General features: G+C 73.1%; 17 protein-coding genes. 13 read left to right on the forward strand and 4 right to left on the reverse strand.

Translation table 11 applies throughout. The features are described from left to right. Window positions 1-95 precede the first annotated feature (95 nt). Window positions 96-1,115, forward strand: a complete 1,020-nt coding sequence (locus AC4MBH_RS03345) for a DUF3048 domain-containing protein (RefSeq protein ID WP_491792915.1) — start codon at window positions 96-98, stop codon at window positions 1,113-1,115. A 12-nt stretch (window positions 1,116-1,127) separates the two neighbouring features. On the opposite strand, the gene AC4MBH_RS03350 is transcribed toward AC4MBH_RS03345, so the two are convergent. Next, entirely contained in the window at window positions 1,128-1,820 is a 693-nt protein-coding gene (locus tag AC4MBH_RS03350; RefSeq protein WP_491792916.1) for a TetR/AcrR family transcriptional regulator, read from the reverse strand. Window positions 1,821-2,063: 243 nt separating this feature from the next. On the opposite strand from AC4MBH_RS03350, the gene AC4MBH_RS03355 reads away from it, so the two are divergent. The 5 genes from AC4MBH_RS03355 to AC4MBH_RS03375 all read left to right on the forward strand — a co-directional run bounded on the left by AC4MBH_RS03355 (window position 2,064) and on the right by AC4MBH_RS03375 (window position 5,796). Further along, complete coding sequence (locus AC4MBH_RS03355; RefSeq protein ID WP_491792917.1) at window positions 2,064-2,600, forward strand: hypothetical protein; 537 nt, start codon at window positions 2,064-2,066, stop codon at window positions 2,598-2,600. A 69-nt stretch (window positions 2,601-2,669) separates the two neighbouring features. Then, the gene (locus AC4MBH_RS03360) at window positions 2,670-3,248 is read left to right on the forward strand and encodes a YqgE/AlgH family protein (protein ID WP_491792918.1); all 579 of its coding nucleotides are present in this window, start codon (window positions 2,670-2,672) and stop codon (window positions 3,246-3,248) included. A gap of 88 nt (window positions 3,249-3,336) precedes the next feature. Then, complete coding sequence (locus tag AC4MBH_RS03365; RefSeq protein WP_491792919.1) at window positions 3,337-3,735, forward strand: hypothetical protein; 399 nt, start codon at window positions 3,337-3,339, stop codon at window positions 3,733-3,735. A 10-nt stretch (window positions 3,736-3,745) separates the two neighbouring features. Beyond that, the gene (locus AC4MBH_RS03370) at window positions 3,746-4,021 is read left to right on the forward strand and encodes a DUF3039 domain-containing protein (RefSeq protein ID WP_491792920.1); all 276 of its coding nucleotides are present in this window, start codon (window positions 3,746-3,748) and stop codon (window positions 4,019-4,021) included. Beyond that, complete coding sequence (locus tag AC4MBH_RS03375) at window positions 4,018-5,796, forward strand: DEAD/DEAH box helicase (protein ID WP_491792921.1); 1,779 nt, start codon at window positions 4,018-4,020, stop codon at window positions 5,794-5,796. The genes AC4MBH_RS03370 and AC4MBH_RS03375 overlap by 4 nt, the downstream gene beginning before the upstream one ends. An 88-nt stretch (window positions 5,797-5,884) precedes the next feature. Here the strand turns inward: AC4MBH_RS03375 and AC4MBH_RS03380 are convergent, their stop codons facing one another. Beyond that, window positions 5,885-6,367, reverse strand: a complete 483-nt coding sequence (locus AC4MBH_RS03380) for a winged helix-turn-helix transcriptional regulator (protein ID WP_491792922.1) — start codon at window positions 6,365-6,367, stop codon at window positions 5,885-5,887. Between the two features lie 55 nt (window positions 6,368-6,422). On the opposite strand from AC4MBH_RS03380, the gene AC4MBH_RS03385 reads away from it, so the two are divergent. From AC4MBH_RS03385 to AC4MBH_RS03400, 4 genes are all read left to right on the forward strand, one after another. Then, the gene (locus AC4MBH_RS03385; protein WP_491792923.1) at window positions 6,423-6,884 is read left to right on the forward strand and encodes a PaaI family thioesterase; all 462 of its coding nucleotides are present in this window, start codon (window positions 6,423-6,425) and stop codon (window positions 6,882-6,884) included. A gap of 71 nt (window positions 6,885-6,955) precedes the next feature. Then, complete coding sequence (locus tag AC4MBH_RS03390) at window positions 6,956-7,774, forward strand: ABC transporter ATP-binding protein (RefSeq protein ID WP_491792924.1); 819 nt, start codon at window positions 6,956-6,958, stop codon at window positions 7,772-7,774. A 3-nt stretch (window positions 7,775-7,777) separates the two neighbouring features. Further along, the gene (locus AC4MBH_RS03395) at window positions 7,778-8,755 is read left to right on the forward strand and encodes an ABC transporter substrate-binding protein (protein ID WP_491792925.1); all 978 of its coding nucleotides are present in this window, start codon (window positions 7,778-7,780) and stop codon (window positions 8,753-8,755) included. A 62-nt stretch (window positions 8,756-8,817) separates the two neighbouring features. Then, window positions 8,818-10,845 (forward strand): iron ABC transporter permease, encoded by a 2,028-nt coding sequence (locus AC4MBH_RS03400; protein ID WP_491792926.1) that lies wholly within the window; start codon window positions 8,818-8,820, stop codon window positions 10,843-10,845. Here AC4MBH_RS03400 and AC4MBH_RS03405 read toward each other — a convergent pair. After that, entirely contained in the window at window positions 10,827-11,294 is a 468-nt protein-coding gene (locus AC4MBH_RS03405; protein ID WP_491792927.1) for an Lrp/AsnC family transcriptional regulator, read from the reverse strand. The genes AC4MBH_RS03400 and AC4MBH_RS03405 overlap by 19 nt on opposite strands. 81 nt (window positions 11,295-11,375) lie before the next feature. On the opposite strand from AC4MBH_RS03405, the gene hppD reads away from it, so the two are divergent. The 3 genes from hppD to AC4MBH_RS03420 are packed head-to-tail and all read left to right on the forward strand — an operon-like array spanning window position 11,376 to window position 13,564. Then, window positions 11,376-12,569: a 4-hydroxyphenylpyruvate dioxygenase gene (gene hppD, locus AC4MBH_RS03410; protein WP_491792928.1), complete on the forward strand. Its 1,194-nt coding sequence runs from the start codon at window positions 11,376-11,378 to the stop codon at window positions 12,567-12,569. A gap of 45 nt (window positions 12,570-12,614) precedes the next feature. After that, window positions 12,615-13,013 (forward strand): PPOX class F420-dependent oxidoreductase, encoded by a 399-nt coding sequence (locus tag AC4MBH_RS03415; protein ID WP_491792929.1) that lies wholly within the window; start codon window positions 12,615-12,617, stop codon window positions 13,011-13,013. A gap of 17 nt (window positions 13,014-13,030) precedes the next feature. Then, on the forward strand, window positions 13,031-13,564 hold the full coding sequence (locus AC4MBH_RS03420; protein ID WP_491792930.1) for a DUF1697 domain-containing protein: 534 nt from the start codon (window positions 13,031-13,033) through the stop codon (window positions 13,562-13,564). Between the two features lie 60 nt (window positions 13,565-13,624). Here AC4MBH_RS03420 and AC4MBH_RS03425 read toward each other — a convergent pair whose 3' ends face one another. After that, a complete protein-coding gene (locus AC4MBH_RS03425; RefSeq protein ID WP_491792931.1) occupies window positions 13,625-17,743 on the reverse strand; it encodes an Ig-like domain-containing protein in 4,119 nt (1,372 codons plus the stop codon). Between the last annotated feature and the right edge of the window lie 119 nt (window positions 17,744-17,862).

The raw sequence follows: 17,862 nt of genomic DNA on the forward strand, positions 1-17,862 counted from the left end.
CACCGGCGGCGGACCGGCGCGCACACTGGGGCGTGTCTTAGTGCACCGACTCGGTAGACAACCGTCGCCGTCCCCCGTCCGGAAGGATCTTCCCCGTGCCCTTCCCCAGCACGCTCCGCCTCCCTGCCCTGGCGGTCGTCACCGCGACGTGCCTGGTGCTCGCCGGGTGTGGCGGTGACCCGGCAGCCGACTCCGACCAGGACACCGAGGCCGTCGACGCGCCGCGGGCCGAGGTCAGCGGCGACCCCGACACCTGGCCGCTGACCGGGCTCCCGGTCGAGCGGGGCGAGTCGGTCAAGAAGCACCCCGTGCTCGTGCTGAAGCTCGACAACACCCCGTCGAGCGCGCCCCAGCAGGGGCTGGGCAAGGCCGACCTCGTCGTGGAGGAGCTGGTCGAGGGCGGGGTCACCCGGCTCGCGGCCTTCTACTACTCCACGATCCCGGGCGACGTCGGCCCCGTCCGCTCGATGCGCGCCTCCGACATCGGCATCGTGGCGCCGGTCGACGGCACGATGGTCACCAGCGGCGCCGCCGGCGTGACCATCGACCGGCTCGACGAGGCCGGCATTGACTACGTGGCGGAGGGGTCGGCCGGGTTCTTCCGCGAGTCGTCGCGCTCGATGCCGTACAACCTCTTCACCGACCTGCGCGCGGTCGCCAAGTCTGCCGAGGGCGACGCCGGCCGGCCGGTGGACTACCTGCCGTTCGGCACCGCCGACGACCTGCCGGCCGGCCAGCCCGCGACCTCGATCGACGCGAGCTTCGGCAGCCACACGACGTCGTGGTCCTTCCGCGACGGCGGCTACGTCAACGACAACGGCTACGCCGGCGACGGCGACGAGTTCCCGGCCGACACGGTGCTGGTGCTGCGGGTGCAGGTGGGCGACGCCGGCTACACCGACCCGGCCGGCAATCCCGTCCCCGAGACCAAGCTGGTCGGCTCGGGCGAGGTCCTGCTCTTCCACGGCGGTCGCCTGGTGCGGGGGACCTGGACCAAGAAGTCGCTGGACGCGCCGCTCCGGCTGGCGACCAAGGCAGGTGCGCTCACGGTGCCCGCCGGGCACACGTGGATCGAGCTGGTCCCCGCCGACCGCGGGGACGTCGCCTTCGAGTGAGGGCCGACGGCGCTACTCCAGCGCCTCGAGCCCGGCCGGCATCTCGACGCCGGCCTCGGTGAGGGCCTGGAAGCCGGCGAGGATGAACCCGATCGCCACCTCGACGCGCTGCGCCGCGACGATCGGGTCGTCGGAGACCGCGACCGACTCCCCGGCCGAGGACATCGCACCGAAGAAGATCCGCGAGAAGGTCTGCACCATGTCCTCGTCGAGCTCCCACGACCCGGCCACCAGCACCGACCGCACGATGTCGACGACGTTGGCGAACGTCGAGCGCTCCTCCTGCTCGCGGTAGCGCTCGTAGCCGAGCACCGCGGGGCCGTCCTGCACGACGATTCGGCGGTAGCGCGGCTGCTGGACGACCTCGAGGAACGCGCGCAGCCCGCTGCGGGCCTTCTCCCACGGGTCCTGCCGGCCCCTGAGTGCCCGTTGGATCGTCAGCGCGGCGTCGTCCTCGACCCGTTCGAAGACGGCCTCGAACAGGGCCTGCTTGCCGGAGAAGTGGTGGTAGAGCGCGCCCTTGGTGACCTGGGCGCCGGCGACGATGAGGTCGAGGGAGGCGTTGGCGTAGCCGTGCTCGGTGAACAGCTCCTCGGCCACGTCGACCAGCGCCCGCTTCGTGGAGGCCGAGTACGCCGCGCGCCGGCTGGCCCCGGGCACGCCCGGGACCTTGGGCACCAGCTTGGAGACCGACGACTTGGCCATCCGCCCACCCTATGACGTGCGGCACACCGGCTCGTGGCGGCCGCCACACGCGCGCGACCGTCGACCCCGGGCTCGCCCCGGATCTGCTCAGATCCGCTCAACGGTGGGCGTCCTGCGTGACGAGGGCGACACCGCACGGTGGCCAGGATCACCGTCGCAGAGGTTTGGTTTACCGCCGGTCTGTTCCATACTCGAGGTACGTACTCGCAGTATGCGAGGACGGCCACGACCGAGGAGCTCACCATGACCTGGACGACCTTCCACTCTCGGGGCGAGATCCTGCGCACGGTCATCGCCACCGCGAACGACCGCCGCGACGGCGTCCTGCCCGTCGACGTCGACGGCGTGCCGGAGACCTTCGCCGACGACCTCGAGCTGCTCGCCACCCTGCAGCTGAAGTGGCACACCCGCCTGGCCGGGCACATCGAGCGCGAGCTCGTCAGCCAGCCGCTCGACCTGCCCCTGGCCGTCGCCACCGCGTGGGCCGCGACCCGCGAGGAGCTGCCCGGCGTCCGGCTCGTGCTCGACCGCTACCGCGCCGAGCCCGTCGACGAGGCCATGGCCTCGGCGATGGAGAAGGCGACGCGCAAGGAGCGCGCCCTGCTGGCCGTCATGGCCGGGCAGGCCGGCATCGGCGACGAGCACGCGGCCGCGCCGGTCGGCGCCCGGATCGAGGAGCGTGCCCGCGCCCTGGGCGACCCGGCGGCCGCCCCGCGCGGTCGGCGCGACGCCGAGCAGCCGTCGTTCCTCGAGCGCCTGCGCTCGGTGCTCGCCGCCTGACCGCTCCCGACCGCGGGCGGCGTGCGCCTCCCTGGGCGCTCCGCCGCCGTCTTGCGTCATGATGGAGCGATGGGGCAGGGGAGCGCGGTGGGTCCGGGCATGCTGCTGCTGGCGACGCCCGCCCTGCTCGACCCCAACTTCGCCGAGACCGTGGTGCTGATGCTCGACGTCGGCGACGAGGGGTCCCTCGGCGTCGTCCTCAACCGGCCGACGGGGCTGCCCGTCGCCGAGGTGCTCGCCGGGTGGGCCGACGTGGTCGCCGAGCCCGAGGTGCTGTTCCGCGGTGGCCCGGTCGAGACCGACGGGGCGCTGGCGGTGGCCCTGCGTCGTACCGACCCGCCGGCCGCGGGCGACGGCGTGCTCGGCCTGCGGGAGGTGGTCGACCGGCTCGCGCTGCTCGACCTCGACACCCCGGTCGAGCTGGTCAGCGACGAGCTCGACGGCCTGCGGATCTTCGCCGGCTACGCCGGCTGGGGGGCCGGGCAGCTCGAGAGCGAGATCGACGAGGGCAGCTGGTACGTCGTCCCCGGCGTCGCCCGCGACGTCTTCCGCGCCGACACCACCACGCTGTGGCGCGACGTGCTGCGCCGCCAACCCGGCGACCTGGCCATGCACTCCACGCGGCCGGCCGATCCCGACCTCAACTGACCGACGCGCCGCGGGTGAGCGCGCCCGCGGGTGCGGGTTGAGTACGCGTGCGGAGCCGTGGCCCGGCCCCGACGGCGACGGTGGGGTCATGTCCCCGTTCCTCTTCGTTGTCCGGGCCCTGGCCACCATCCACGCCGTCGTCGCCGCCCTCGGCTCGGTCGTCGGCCTCGTGGTCGTCGTCGCCGACGCGGCCGACACCTCCGACGACTGGCACGGGCTCGGCCTGGTGCTCGGCGCGATGCTGCTGGTGCTGACCCTGCCCCTGCTGGTGCTGACCGCGACCGCCGCCGCCCACCGCCGGCCCCGGGTGGCGGCGTCCTGCGGGGTCGCGGGGGCGCTGGTGGCGCTGGCGCCGGCGGCGTTCCTGGCCACCGTCGAGGGCCCGGCCCTCGGTCAGGCGGGCCTGCTGATCGTGTTGCTGCCCTCGCTCCTGCTGCTGGTGGCGGGTGTCGGTGGTCTGGTCGTGCGCACCGACGCCACCGCCTAGACTGCAGGACGTGACTCCCCCCTTCGGCTTCGGATCGAGCACCGCGACCGACACCAAGGTGCGCGAGGACGAGCGGACGGTCCCCACCGACGAGGGCGACCACGAGCGGTTCTCCCACTACGTCGAGAAGGACAAGCTCACCGAGGCGATGGTGATGGGCACCCCGGTCGTCGCCCTGTGCGGCAAGGTGTGGGTGCCGAGCCGCGCGCCGGAGAAGTTCCCGGTGTGCCCGGAGTGCAAGGACGCCTGGGAGAACATGCGGGACGACTCGGGCGACGACGAGTGAGCGGGGGGACCGACCCCGCTGACCCGCACCTGACGCCCGGCCTCACCCCGGCCTGGCCGGAGCGCGCAGCCTGGGGCACCGCGCCGTCGTTGCGCGCCTGGCAGACGGCCGCGCTCAAGGACTACCTCGAGCGGTCGCCGCGCGACTTCCTCGCGGTGGCGACGCCCGGTGCCGGCAAGACGACCTTCGCGCTCTCGGTGGCCTCCGAGCTGATCGGGCGCCGGATCGTCGACCGCGTGATCGTGGTCGCGCCGACCGAGCACCTCAAGCTCCAGTGGGCCGAGGCGGCCGCCCGCGCGGGGATCCCGCTCGACCCGACGTACTCGGCCGGCAAGGGGAAGATCTCCAGTGACTTCCTCGGCATCGCGGTCACCTACGCCGGCGTCGCGGTCAACCCGCTCGCCCTGCGCATCCGCACCGAGCGGTTCAAGACCCTCGTCATCCTCGACGAGGTGCACCACGCCGGTGACGCGCTGTCGTGGGGCGAGGGCGTCCGCGAGGCGTTCGAGCCGGCCGCGCGTCGGCTCGCGCTGACCGGGACCCCGTTCCGCTCCGACGTGAACCCGATCCCGTTCGTCACCTACGCGCCCGGCGACGACGGAATCCCGCGCTCGGTGGCCGACTACACCTACGGCTACGGTCACGCGCTCGCCGACCACGTCGTCCGGCCGGTGCTGTTCCTGGCCTACTCGGGGTCGATGTCGTGGCGCACGCGGGCCGGCGACGAGGTCGCGGCCCGGCTCGGCGAGCCGCTGACCAAGGACCTGACCAACCAGGCGCTGCGCACCGCCCTCGACCCGGCCGGGTCGTGGATCCCCACCGTGCTGGCCGCGGCCGACAAGCGCCTCAGCGAGGTACGCCGCCACGTGCCCGACGCCGGTGGCCTCGTGATCGCGACCGACCAGGAGTCCGCGCGCGCCTACGCCAAGACGCTGCGCTCGATCACCGGCGAGGCGCCGACCGTGGTGCTCTCGGACGAGAAGGCCGCGTCGAAGAAGATCACCACCTTCACCGCGAGCGACGCGCGGTGGATGGTCGCGGTGCGGATGGTCTCCGAGGGCGTCGACGTGCCCCGGCTCGCGGTGGGCGTCTTCGCGACCACGATCGCGACGCCGCTGTTCTTCGCCCAGGCGATCGGACGCTTCGTCCGCGCGCGCAACCGCGGCGAGACGGCGTCGATCTTCCTGCCGTCGGTCCCGGTCCTGCTCGGGCACGCCTCGGAGATGGAGGTCGAGCGCGACCACGTCCTCGGGCGCCGGGTCATCGACGAGAACGACATCTACGCCGCCGAGAACGACCTGCTCGCCCAGGCGCAGGCCGGTGAGTCCGCTTCCTCCGAGCTCGAGGCGCTGCCGTTCGAGGCGCTCGGGTCCGACGCCACCTTCGACCACGTGCTCTACGAGGGCGACGCCTACGGGTCGGAGGAGGAGATGGACTTCCTCGGCATCCCGGGGCTGCTCGAGCCGGCCCAGATGAAGGAGCTGCTCCAGCAGCGCCAGGCCGACAGCGCCAGGGCCCAGCGGTCACGACCGCCGGCGGCCACCGCCGCCGACACCGTCGCCGAGGTCTCCACCCACGAGCAGCTCGCGGTGCTGCGCCGCGAGCTCAACGGTCTCGTCGCCGCCTGGCACCACCGCACCGGCCAGGCGCACGGCATCACCCACGCCGCGTTGCGCAAGGAGTGCGGCGGCCCCGCCGCCGCCGTCGCCAACGCCGAGCAGCTGCGGGCCCGGATCGACCGGGTGCGCGACTGGGCCGTCCGCAAGTCCGGCTGACCGGGACCCGGGTCGCGACGACCGGGATCCGGGACGTGATGACCGGGATCCCGGTCGTGATGACCGGGACCTGGGACGTGACGAACCGTCAGGCGAGCGGACGGGCCCCCGGGCCCGGACGCGGCGCCACGTCGCGCGGGTCCTCCAGCCGGTGCCCGTCGCGGCACTCGAGCACGGCGGTCACCACCGAGCCGCAGCCGCGGTGGGCCAGCTCGACCGGGGGACCGTCGGGGTCGGCGTACCAGCGCGAGCCCCAGTCGGCGAGCGCGGCGAGGACGGGGTAGAGCTCGAAGCCCTTGGGCGTCAGGCGGTACTCGTGGCGCACACGGGCACCCTCGTCGCGGTAGGGGACGCGGTGCAGGACGTCGTGCTCGACCAGGAGCGCCAGCCGGTTGCTCAGCACCTGCTTGGGCAGCCCGCTGTGCCGCTGCATGTCGGCGAAGCGGCGCACCCCGTTGAAGACCTCGCGCAGGGTGATCAGCGCCCCCTTCTCGCCGAGCACGGTCATCGCCCGGGCCACCTGGCAGTTGGCGGTCGACCACTGGAGGGCGGGGGGAGGGGCGGTGGTCATGGTCACAGCCTAGGTCTTGTTGACAGACTCAGCCACTCGGCGGCACCCTGGGTCCATGACCCAGACCCAGGATCGCCCGGGTGTCGACCCCGCGACCATGACCGGCCTCGAGCAGCTCCTCGCGATGGCCGATGGCGACCTGCCCCCGGCCCCGATCGCCGAGACGATCGGGATGGAGAACTTCGGTGGAGAGGAGGGCGCGATCCACGTCGAGCTGGTGCCGCAGCCCCGCCACTACAACCCGCTCGGCACGGTCCACGGCGGCGTCCTCTCCACGCTGCTCGACACCGCGGCCGGCTGCTCGGTGCACTCGACCCTCGCGGTGGGGGAGGGCTACACCTCCCTCGACCTGACCGTGAAGTTCCTGCGTCCGGTGACCACCGACTCGGGCCGGCTCCGAGCCGAGGGTCGCGTGATCCACCGCGGACGGCGGACGGCGCTGGCCGAGGCGCTGCTCTTCGACGCCGCTGGTCGCCAGGTGGCGCACGCGACGTCGTCCTGCATGATCTTCGCCTGACGCGGCCGGTCCGCCGTCCCGACCGCCGGCCCGGGTCGCGCAGCAAGGGAAGGTAAGGCTAACCTTCCGACGTGCCCGCCGACCTGCCCACGCTCGCCGGTACCGACCTGACCCTCGGCTACCACGACGCGACCGTCGTCCACGGCGCGTCCGTCGAGCTGCACGCCGGCACCGTCACCGCGCTGATCGGGCCCAACGGCAGCGGCAAGTCCACGCTGCTGCGCGCCCTCGCCCGGCTGCACCGCGTGGGGGCCGGGCAGGTCACCCTCGACGACGGCAGCTCGGCCCACGACCTCGACGCCCGCTCGTTCGCCCGTCGGGTCACCATGCTCGGCCAGTCGCGGCCGCACCCGTCGGGGCTGACCGTGCGTGACGTCGTCACCTTCGGCCGCCACCCCTACCGCCGCCGCTTCGGTGGCCTCGCCGCCGACGACCGGGCCGCCATCGACTGGGCGCTGGAGGTCACCGGCACGCAGGAGATGCAGCGCCGCGCCGTCGACGAGCTCTCCGGGGGTGAGCTCCAGCGGGTCTGGCTGGCGAGCTGCCTGGCCCAGCAGACCGGTGTGCTGCTCCTCGACGAGCCGACCAACCACCTCGACCTGCGCTACCAGGTCGAGATCCTCGACCTGGTCCGCGACCTCGCCGACGACCACGACGTCGCCGTCGGCGTCGTCCTGCACGACCTCAACCACGCCTCCGGCGTGGCCGACGCCGTCGTCCTCCTCCACCGAGGACACGTCCGCGCCGCCGGGGCGCCGGCCTCGGTGTTCACCGGCGACCTCCTCACCGAGGTCTACGGGCTGCCCATCGAGACCGTCGTCGACCCCGCCACCGGGGCCGTCCGCGCCGACCCGCGAGGTCGGCACCACCACACCAGAAGGAACCGCTGAGTCATGAGACGAACCGTCACCGCCGTCGGGGCCGCCGCCCTGCTCGCCCTCACCGCGTGCGGGAGCACCGAGCCGAGCGACAGCACGAAGGACGCGCAGGAGTCGTCCGAGGCCGCGGCCAGCGGCGGCCCGATCACCCTCACCGACGCCGACGGCCGCACCGTCGAGCTGCCCGGACCGGCCGAGGACGTCGTCGTCACCGAGTGGCAGATGACCGAGGACGTGCTCGCGCTCGGCGTGACCCCGGTCGGCGTGGCCGACGTGGCCGGCTACCGCACCTGGAACGCCTCGGTGCCGCTCGACGGCGGCGACGACCTCGACGTCGGCATGCGCGGCTCGGTCAACAAGCAGGCCGTGCTCGCCAAGGATCCCGACCTCATCATCATCGAGCAGGGTCCCGACCTCGAGGCGTTCGAGGACTCCGGCGTCCCCGTGCTGGTCACCGCCGGCGCCGACGCCACCGACCCGATCGGCCAGATGAAGGAGACCTTCGAGCTCATCGCGCAGGCGCTGGGCAAGGAGGAGGAGGCCACCACGGTCCTCGAGGAGTTCGACGCCGCGCTCGAGGAGGCCACGACGGCCGTCGAGTCCGCCGCCCCCGAGACCACCCGCTTCGTCTACGCCGACGCCTACGTCGTCGGCTCGACCCTGTCGATCCGGCCGTTCGGCCAGGGTTCCTTCATGGGCGAGCTCGGCGAGGAGCTCGGCCTCGAGAACGCCTGGGAGGGCAAGGTCGACGAGCTCTACGGCCTGGGCCAGACCGACGTCGAGGGCCTCACGGCCGTCGAGGACGCGCAGCTGTTCTACACCGGCACCGAGGCCTCGCAGTGGCTCGGCGCGCTCGAGGACAACCGCCTGTGGACCGGGTCGTCGTTCGTCACCGAGGACCGGGTCACGCCGTTCCCCGAGGGCACCTGGACCTTCGGCGGCCCGCGGTCCGGCGAGCGGATCCTCGACGCCTACGTGGAGGCACTGTCCTGACCGACACCCTCGCCCGCCCGGACGCCGAGGCCCTCCTCGTCGAGGACGTCGGCGTCCGTGGCGTGCTCGGGGCCGCGGGCGCCGTCACGGTCGTGGGTACGGCGCTGGTGGCGGTCGCCGCCTGGCACCTGACCCAGGGCACCACCAGCATCGGCGCGGGCGACCTGCTCGACGTCGTCCTGGGCCGGGCCGCCGACGGCACCGCCGAGGTGCTCGTCGACTCCCGGCTGCCCCGGATGCTCGCCGGGCTCGTCGTCGGCGTGGCCCTCGGCGTGGCGGGGGCGGTGTTCCAGTCGCTGGCGCGCAACGCGCTGGCCTCGCCGGACACGCTGGCCGTCAACGCCGGCGCCGTCGCCGCCGTGACCACGGTCGCGGCCTTCGGCATCAGCGTGCCGTTCGTCGGCAACACCTTCGTCGCCTTCGGCGGCGCCCTGCTGGCGGCGGGCCTGGTGCTCCTGCTCGCCGGCGGCGGCACGGCCTCCACCACCCGGCTGATCCTGGCCGGCTCCGCGCTGGCGCTCGCCCTGGATGCCGTCGGCATCGCCCTGCTGCTCCTCTTCGACCAGGAGACCACCGGCCTGTTCGCCTGGGGTCGCGGCACGCTGTCGCAGACCGGGATGAGCGGCGTCGAGACCATGGGTCCGCTCGTCGCGGTCACCGTCGTCGGCACCCTGCTGCTCTCGCGGCGTCTCGACGTCCTCAGCCTGGGCGACGACACCGCGTCGAGCCTCGGCGTGCCGGTCCTGCCCTCGCGGGTGGTCGGCACGGTGCTCGCCGTCCTGCTGTGCGCCTGTGCGGTCAACCTGGCCGGCCCGATCGGCTTCGTCGGCCTCGCGGCACCGGCCCTGACCCGGCTGGCCGCGCGGGTGGTCCCCGCGGTCTCGCGCCACGTCGTCCTGCTGCCGCTGTCGGGGCTGGTGGGCGCCGTGCTGGTGCTGCTGACCGACGCGGCCGTGCGCGGCGTGCTGGGCGCCGAGGAGTCGCTGCGCGTGCCGACCGGCGTCTCCACCACGATGGTCGGCGCCGTGGCGCTGGTCCTGCTCGCGCGCCGGGCCCGCGACGCCGGACCCACCCGTCGCCCGGCGTCGGCCCATCCCGGGGCCCTGCACGGGCGGCTGCGGTTCGTGGTCACCGCCGTCGTGCTCGCGGTGCTGGTCCTGGTCGCGGCCGTCGTCGGGATGCTCGGCGGCTACACCTGGTTCCTCACCGGCGACGTCGTCAACTGGCTCCGCGGCGACGCCGTGCCCGTCGTCCAGTACGGCCTCGACGAGCGCGCCCCCCGCGTGGTCGCGGCGCTGCTGGCCGGCGCCGCCCTCGCCCTGGCCGGTACGACGACCCAGGCGGTCTGCCGCAACCCGCTGGCCGAGCCCAGCATCCTCGGGGTCACCGGGGGAGCGGCGGTCGGCGCGGTCATCGTGGTCACCGCGCTCGACTCCCCAAGCACCGCGCAGATCGCGCTCGCGGCCGCCGTCGGCGCGCTCACCGCCATGGTGGCCGTCTACGCGCTCACCTGGCGCGGGTCCCTCGACCCCGACCGGCTGGTGCTGGTCGGGATCGGCGTCGCCGCGTTCGGCACCAGCCTGTGCGCGCTGCTGCTCGTCTACAGCGACCCGTTCAACACCCCCGCGCTCTACACCTGGCTGTCGGGGTCGACGTACGGACGCACCTGGGGACAGGTCGTGCCGGTCGCGATCGCCCTGGTCGTCACGGTGCCCCTCGCCCTGCTGCTGCACCGCGAGCTCGACCTGCTCGCCCTCGACGACGAGACGCCGCGCCTGGTCGGCATCCGGCTCGAGCGCCTCCGGGTCGTGGCCCTCGCCGTGGCCGCGCTGCTCGCCGCGACCGCGGTCGCGGCGGCCGGCACGGTCGCCTTCGTCGGCCTGGTCGCCCCGCACGCCGCGCGGGCCCTGGTGGCCGGCCGCCACCTTCGGGTGCTGCCGGTGGCGGTGCTGCTCGGGATGCTGCTGCTCAGCGCCGCCGACACGCTCGGGCGCACGGTCATCGTGCCGGCCGAGCTGCCGGCCGGCCTGGTCGTCGCGATGGTCGGGGCGCCGTACTTCCTGTGGCTGCTCTACCGCTCGCGGGCCTGAGCCTCGACCAGGGGTAGCACCCGGTAGGGCACCTGCTCGGCGAGCGCCATCACCGTCGAGGCCCGCTGCACGCCCTCGACGGCGACCACGAGGTCGATGACCCGCTGCAGGTCGGCGTTGGAGCGCGAGACCACGCGGCACCACAGGTCGCCGGTGCCGGTGATCGTGTAGGCCTCGAGCACCTCCGGGACCGCCGCCAGCTGATCGGCGACGGACAGGTGGCCGGCCGACTGGCTGATCTCGAGGGTGAGGAACGCCGTGACCGGGAAGCCCAGCGCCTCCGGCGAGAGCTGCGGCCCCCACCCGGTGATGACCCCGGCGGCGACGAGGCGGTCGAGCCGCGCCTGCACGGTGCCGCGGGCCACGCCGAGGCGCCGCGACGCCTCGAGCACGCCCACCCGGGGCTCGGCGGCGTACAGACTGATCAGGGTGCGGTCCAGGTCGTCCATCTCCGGCCTCCCGGCTGCACAACTTGTCCAGCGCGTCGGGTCACCCTTGCACAGAATGTCGCCGGAGGACAGGCTCAGGCCATGACCCTGACCCCGGACGAGCTCAAGGCAGACCTCACCCTCGACCAGCTCAAGGAGCTCGTCGGCCTCGTGGAGTACGACGCCAGCCGCGACCCGTTCCCGGTCACCGCGATGGACTCCGTCTGCTTCGTGGTCGGCAACGCCACGCAGACCGCGACCTTCTACCAGCTGGCGCTGGGCATGGAGCTCGAGGCCTACCGCGGCCCCGAGAACGGCCACCGCGACTCCAAGTCCTACGTGCTGCGCAGCGGCAGCGCCCGGTTCGTCTTCACCGGCGGCGTCACCCCCGACAGCCCGCTGCACGAGCACCACCGCAAGCACGGCGACGGCGTCGTCGACCTCGCCCTCGAGGTGCCCGACGTCGACAAGTGCATCGACCACGCCCGCGCGGTCGGCGCCACGGTCCTCGTCGAGCCGCACGACGTCACCGACGAGCACGGCACCGTGCGCACCGCGGCGATCGCGACGTACGGCGAGACCCGCCACACCCTCGTCGACCGGAGCCGCTACACCGGCCCCTACCTGCCGGGCTACGTCGCCCGCTCGACCACGGTGACCCGCCAGCCCGGGCACCCCAAGCGGCTGTTCCAGGCCGTCGACCACTGCGTCGGCAACGTCGAGCTGGGCCGGATGGACGAGTGGGTGACGTTCTACAACAAGGTCATGGGCTTCACGAACATGGCGGAGTTCATCGGCGACGACATCGCCACCGACTACTCCGCGCTGATGAGCAAGGTCGTCGCCAGCGGCAACCACCGGGTGAAGTTCCCCCTCAACGAGCCCGCGATCGCGAAGAAGAAGTCGCAGATCGACGAGTACCTGGAGTTCTACGACGGCGCCGGCTGCCAGCACATCGCGCTGGCCACCAACGACATCCTGCGCAGCGTCGACATCCTGCGCGACAACGGCATCCAGTTCCTCGACACCCCCGACTCCTACTACGACGACCCCGAGCTGCGCGCCCGGATCGGCGAGGTGCGGGTGCCGATCGAGGAGCTGAAGAAGCGCAAGATCCTCGTCGACCGCGACGAGGACGGCTACCTCCTCCAGATCTTCACCAAGCCCATGGGCGACCGCCCGACGGTGTTCTACGAGTTCATCGAGCGGCACGGCTCGCTCGGCTTCGGCAAGGGCAACTTCAAGGCGCTGTTCGAGGCGATCGAGCGCGAGCAGGAGCTGCGCGGCAACCTCTGAGCCGCCCACCAGAGGGGTGGGTGGCGACGCCGTAGCGTCGGGGCCATGGACCTCCCCGACGACCTCGTCTCCCTGCTGCACCGCCCGAGCCCGTGCCTGGTCTCCACGACGATGCCCAACGGATCGCCGCACCTGACCCAGACCTGGGTCGACACCGACGGCGAGCACGTGGTGGTCAACACGGTCCGTGGCTTCCAGAAGCTGCGCAACGTCGAGCGCGACCCGCGGGTCGGCCTCGCCGTCCTCGACCCGGACGACCCGTTCACCTACTGGTCGCTGGACGGCGAGGTCGTCTCGACCACCGAGGACGGGGGCACCGACCACATCGAGCGGCTCGCGCAGAAGTACACCGGTGGTCCCTACGCCTGGTACGGCGGTCGCGAGCAGGTGCGCGTCGTGGTGCGGATCCGCCTCACCAAGGTACGGATGCGGCCCTGGGGCTGAGCGCCTAGATTCGGACCGTGCCGACCTACGTCGCCTTCCTCCGTGCGATCAACCTGGGCGCGAAGCGGAAGTTCCCCAAGGAGTCGATCGTCGCGGCCACCGAGGCGGCCGGCTTCACCGGCGTCGCCACGCACATCAACACCGGCAACGTGCGCCTGGAGACCCGGATGCGCTCGCGCGTCCGGATCGAGGCCGCGCTCGAGGCCGCCTACGTAGCCGACCGCGGGTTCGAGGTGCCGGCGATCGTCTACACCACCGGCGAGCTGGGTGACGTCGTGGCTGACGTCGACCGGTTCGGCGCCGGGCACGAGGGGCGGCACTACGTCTGGCTGCTCAAGCAGGAGCCCGACGCGGCGACGCGTGGCGACCTGGAGCAGCTGTCGACCGACCACGAGCAGGTCCGGTCGTCCACGCGTGCCGTGCACCTGCTCGTCGACGGCGGACTGCTCGACGCGCGCACCGTCGGGCCCATCGAACGCCAGCTGCGCGGCAGCGTCATCACCAACCGCAATGCCACTGTGCTGCGGGCGCTGGTGACGAAGTGGTGCTGAGCCCCACGACGGCCCCCGGCGCGAGTACGCCGAGGGCCGTCAGTGGGGTGGCTCGGGCTGCTACCTCCGCTGGCGGAGCACCCACGTCCGCTTGACGGTGACGGTGCCGCCGGCGGCGGCGAAGGACACCTCGCCGCTCACCTTGATGCGGCCCTGCCGGACCAGGATCTTGCGGTACGCCGGCCGGAGCCTCGACGTGAGCCCGACCGCACCGGCGCGGGTGGTCCGCGCGGTCGCCGGCACGAGCCTGGGGCCGGTCAGGCGGACGGTGCCTGCCTGGTTGACCCGGGCCACCACCGTCGCGGTGCCCCGCTTCTCGTCCCGGTCGGCGATCCGCACCGACAGCGCCGGGGCCGGGGTCGGGGGCTCGGCGATCTCGGCGACCGTGAGCGCGATCGGCTCGCTCGTGACCTGCTGGCCGGACGAGTCGGTCACGATCGCCGTCAGCGCGACCTGGGTCCCGGCCAGGTCGGCGTCCGGGGTCCAGGTGAACGTGTACGGCGCGGTGCTGGCCTCACCCACGGGCTCGCCGTCGGCGAGCAGGACGGCCGATCTCACGGCGAAGTCGTCGCCGGCCCGGACCACCGGCGCGACCGTCTCGCCGACGGCCACCTCGGTGGAGGCGATCGGGTCCACGATCGCCGCGGACGGCGCCGCGTCGCCCACCCCGCCGTACGTCGTCGGGATCCCGCCCGGCGTGGTCGAGACCCGCGAGGCCGTGGTGACCGAGCCCGAACCCGAGATCGCCTCGGCACCGGTGGTGGCGTCGGCGGGCCCGCCGGCGACCGGGGCGACCGGCCCGAAGTAGCTCGACGTGATCGCGAACGGCGCGTCGGTGCGGGGCGTGGTGCCGTCGCTGGTGGCGTTGTACGCCGCCCACCCGTTGCCCGTCAGCGAGAGACCGGAGGCGGTCAGCCCGGTCTCGGTGCCGGCGTCGGCGAGCAGGACGCCGTAGGACCGGGTCGGGTCCGGCCGGAAGTAGTTGCCGCTGATCCGGCTGCGGCGGACGAAGCCGTTGACCCCGCCGGTGTACTTGACGCCGGTCTGCGGCACCACGGCCCCCGGCTTGCCGGTCACCACGGTGTCGGTCACGTAACCGTGCTGCTCGATGCCGGTGCGGACGGTGGTGGACGCCGTACCGTCGGCACCCTTCGCGCCGTCGAACAGGATGCCGCCGGACTGGTAGCCGGTGACCAGGCTGTCGGTGACGGTCAGCTCCGTCTCGACGGTGCCGGGGCCCGTGCCCTGGACGACGCCGGTCTTGACGATCCCCCAGCCGTGCGGGTGCGCGGCCAGCTCGTCGGCGGTCGTCGCGGCCCGCATCGGCCCGACCTTGCTCTCCGAGACGCGCCCGGCGGCGCCGAAGTAGGCGATGCCGGCCTCGGCCCAGGTCGAACCCGAGGTGACCGTCACGCCGGAGATGTCGACGAACATCTCGTTGGTGTCGGTCGAGCCGAGCGACTGGCGCGACACGGTGACGACGTTGCCGCCGCCATCGCGCAAGTAGGGCCGCAGGCCCTCGAGCGAGTCGACCGACTGTGTTGGCATGATCGTGACCTTGTCGGCTCCCGCGCCCTTGATCTTCAGGGGCTTGGTGATCGTCAGGCCGTTGAGCGCCGACGTCGCGACCGGGTTGCCCGGTCCGGCGACCGGCGTCGACGACTCCTCGTAGACGCCCTCGCAGACGACGATCGTGTCCCAGGGTGCGGCGAGGTCGACGGCGTCCTGGATGGCGGTGGTGGTCGCCGCCGGGCACTGCTCCTTGTCGTCGTCGACGACCCACGTGGTGTTGGCGGCGGGGTCGGCGACCGTGTCGCCGAGGCGCACGTTGCCGGGGGAGTGGTCGTACGCCGCCAGCTCGGCGGCCGGGTCGGGGCCGTCGGTGACGGGACCGGAGCCCGCACCCTGGTCGATCGCCGTGCCGTCGGAGAGGAGCAGGGGAGTGTCGACGCCCTCCTGGAACCGCACGTCGGCGAGCTGGATCGAGCCCGAGGCCGGGGTGCCCGCCACCCCGAACCGGAGCTCCAGCGAGTCCAGGGAGCTGACGTCGACGCCCTGGGCCGCGAACTCGCCGAGCGGTACCCGGACCTGGTCGAGGACGATGTGGGTGTTGGGCGTGTTGGTGCCGGTGGACATGTGCAGCGCGTTGCCCCAGCGCTCGTCGCCGGCGTGGACCGTCGCCTCGTTGCCGTCGGTGTCGGTCAGCGCGATCACGAAGTCCTGCGTGGTGCTCGTCGGGTCGTACGACGTCGGGCCCTCCTGGGGCCAGGCGAAGTCGGGCGAGGTGCCGGTCCTCGTGCCGTCGCCCCGGGCGTCGGCACCCGGGTTGCGCAGGTCGAAGAAGTTGACGTCGGCGCCCATGGTCAGCGCCTCGAGCCCGCTCATGTCGGCCGAGGCGGCCGGGATGTCGGCGGTCAACGTCGCGGTCCGCCCTTCCTCCCACGCCAGCGCCAGCTGACGGCCGTAGGAGTGGTTGACCGGCGCGCTCTCCCGCATGCCGTTGGCCTGGCCGCCGAGGGCGTTGGCCGCCGGGAGCGGGCAGGCCTTGGCGGCGGTCGGCAGCGTGCCCTTGCCGAGCTGCGCCGGCGCGAAGTCGTCGGGCTCGGGGTTGCACCAGTCGTAGCCGCCGGCCGTGGTCCGCGGGGTCGGCGTGACGCCTCCGTCGGCGACGTACGGGTTGGCGAAGCCGGACCCGCTCAGGCTGCCGCCGAGGGCGTTGAGGCCCAGCGGGTTCTCGATCTCGGGACGGATCACGTCGACGCGCTCGGTGGCCGGCGGGAAGTAGCTCGTCGAGACGTACTCCTCGCAGCCGATCCGGGTGCCGGACACGCTGGTCGGGCAGGCCGACTCGGGGATCTGCAGGTGCGACTCGGTGTCGGACAGCTCGCCGGTCATGTACGGCTCGAACGCGCCCTCACCGCCGACGTAGCGGCGGAAGAACGACGACATCGTGGCCAGTCCGATCTTCTCCTGGTCGCCCATCCGCTCGGGGTCGCCGGAGATCTTGGTGTTGACCTCTGGGTTGTAGGTGTCGGAGTTGTCGATGACGTAGTTGCGCGCGGGGTCGGTGTAGCTGGCGGCACCGCTGAGCCGGAGGTTGTGGGGGTGCACGTTGGTGGCCGCGAACGGCGCCGAGTTGCCGCAGGCCGCGTCGTTGTTGCCCTGTCCGTCGGCGCCCCCGTCGGCGTACCAGACGGTGTTGTACCAGTTGTGGATCGCGCCGAGCTGCGAGGACTGGATGCGCGGGAACGGGTCGTCGCCCTTGACGTACTGGCTGCGCTCGTAGAAGCGCGCGCCCTGCAGGTTGGAGACGTCGCCATCGCAGAACGGCAGGATCGACAGGTACGGCGTGCCGTACGGCGCCTTGCGCTCGTAGTCGGTCGGGGCCAGCGAGATGACGCCACGCAGGGGGTAGCGCGGGCCGTCGGTGCGGATGCGGTTGTAGTCGATGAAGCTGGTGACGGCGTCACCGCCGCGGGAGTGGCCCATCAGGCCGATGCGGGTCATGTCGAGGTTGCCGCCGAGCGTCGTGCTGATGCCCGGGGTGACGCTCGGGCCTTCTGCGAGCGTGCCGGCGCCGGCGGCGCCCAGGGCGTCGAGCGCGGCGGCGATCAGCAGCCGGCGCTGGTGCATGCCCTTCCCCTTGGGGTTGTCCTGGCGCATCATCAGCTGGTCCTGCGAGAGCGAGAAGACCGTGTAGCCCCAGGTTGCGAGGTTCTCGCCGAGGTAGGCGTAGCCGGCCTCGTTGCGCTTGAACTGGGTACAGCTCGCGGTGGCGCCGTTCTGGCCCGCGTCGCACGAGCCGTGGTTGCCGTGCACCAGCACGATCAACGGCGAGGGCTCGGTCCGCTCGCCGAAGTCGGGGTGGTACAGCGCGCCGCGGACCTCCAGGGTCTCGGGGGCCGACGCCGTCCCGGTCGTCGGGAGGCCGCCGCTGGAGTCGGGCTCCTGCAGGGCTGCGGTGCCCAGCCTGACCTCCTGGATGGTCCGCGGCGTGTAGTCGCCGCGATCCATGGGGTCGGGCAGGGCGGGCTCGTCGGCCGCGGCGGCGCGCGGCGCCGCGGTCGAGGGGGTTGCTGCGCGTGCTGACGGCGTGGGCACGGTCCCGGACAGCACCAGGGCCGCGAGGAGCGGGACCAGTGCCGATCTGTGCGCGCGCGAGGTGGTGCTGACCCTCACGGGATCTCCTGTCGTGACGACCGGTCCGGATGACCGGTCGGCTCACGCTAGGAACGGGGGATCACGCGACGAGGTCGGTGTTGTGAACAGGAGTGGCGCGCTGGCGCGGCACGTTTCCG

Source organism: Nocardioides sp. WJ219 (genome assembly GCF_058559815.1).

What these genes read in the sequence shown, in the direction of transcription:
- hppD (WP_491792928.1), top strand. Translation starts at nt 11,376, where the DNA reads ATGACCCTGACCCCGGACGAGCTCAAGGCAGACCTCACCCTCGACCAG.
- AC4MBH_RS03415 (WP_491792929.1), top strand. Translation starts at nt 12,615, where the DNA reads ATGGACCTCCCCGACGACCTCGTCTCCCTGCTGCACCGCCCGAGCCCG.
- AC4MBH_RS03360 (WP_491792918.1), top strand. Translation starts at nt 2,670, where the DNA reads ATGGGGCAGGGGAGCGCGGTGGGTCCGGGCATGCTGCTGCTGGCGACG.
- AC4MBH_RS03350 (WP_491792916.1), bottom strand. Translation starts at nt 1,820, where the DNA reads ATGGCCAAGTCGTCGGTCTCCAAGCTGGTGCCCAAGGTCCCGGGCGTG.
- AC4MBH_RS03355 (WP_491792917.1), top strand. Translation starts at nt 2,064, where the DNA reads ATGACCTGGACGACCTTCCACTCTCGGGGCGAGATCCTGCGCACGGTC.
- AC4MBH_RS03380 (WP_491792922.1), bottom strand. Translation starts at nt 6,367, where the DNA reads ATGACCACCGCCCCTCCCCCCGCCCTCCAGTGGTCGACCGCCAACTGC.
- AC4MBH_RS03365 (WP_491792919.1), top strand. Translation starts at nt 3,337, where the DNA reads ATGTCCCCGTTCCTCTTCGTTGTCCGGGCCCTGGCCACCATCCACGCC.
- AC4MBH_RS03395 (WP_491792925.1), top strand. Translation starts at nt 7,778, where the DNA reads ATGAGACGAACCGTCACCGCCGTCGGGGCCGCCGCCCTGCTCGCCCTC.
- AC4MBH_RS03385 (WP_491792923.1), top strand. Translation starts at nt 6,423, where the DNA reads ATGACCCAGACCCAGGATCGCCCGGGTGTCGACCCCGCGACCATGACC.
- AC4MBH_RS03405 (WP_491792927.1), bottom strand. Translation starts at nt 11,294, where the DNA reads ATGGACGACCTGGACCGCACCCTGATCAGTCTGTACGCCGCCGAGCCC.